The sequence below is a fragment of the Dietzia sp. DQ11-71 genome, from assembly GCF_014144995.1.
Lineage (GTDB): Bacteria > Actinomycetota > Actinomycetes > Mycobacteriales > Mycobacteriaceae > Dietzia > Dietzia kunjamensis.
Genome location: NZ_JAALDT010000433.1, coordinates 1 through 369 on the forward strand (window position 1 = coordinate 1; position 369 = coordinate 369).

Genomic DNA, 369 nt, shown 5'->3' on the forward strand with positions numbered 1-369 from the left:
GCCCGGCTCGGGCCGGTACAGCACGGCGGCCTGCCCGGGGGCGACGCCGCGGATCGGCTCGTCGAGCGTGATCTCGAGGCGCGCGTCCGGTCCGTCGCCGAGGCGTCGGACGTGGCCCGGGGTCGCCTCGCCGTGGGCGCGGATCTGCACCAGGCAGTCGGTCTCGCGGATGTCGTCGTCGACGAGCCAGTAGGGCGAGGACGCGGTCATACCGGACGAGAGCAGATGGTCCGCGCCACCGACGGTGACGGTGCCACTGTCGGCGTCGATCGCGGTGACGTAGCGGGGACGGCCGTCCGCCGCGGGGCCGCTGACCCCGAGGCCCTTGCGCTGGCCGATGGTGAACCCGTGGATTCCCTCGTGGCGGCC

The 369-nt window shown here is 74.8% G+C and carries 1 protein-coding gene; it reads right to left on the reverse strand.

Translation table 11 applies throughout. From position 1 onward, the window contains the following. Positions 1–369 (reverse strand): tRNA methyl transferase PRC-barrel domain-containing protein (locus G6023_RS13985; RefSeq protein WP_347570775.1); only part of this gene is annotated, 369 nt, incomplete at both ends.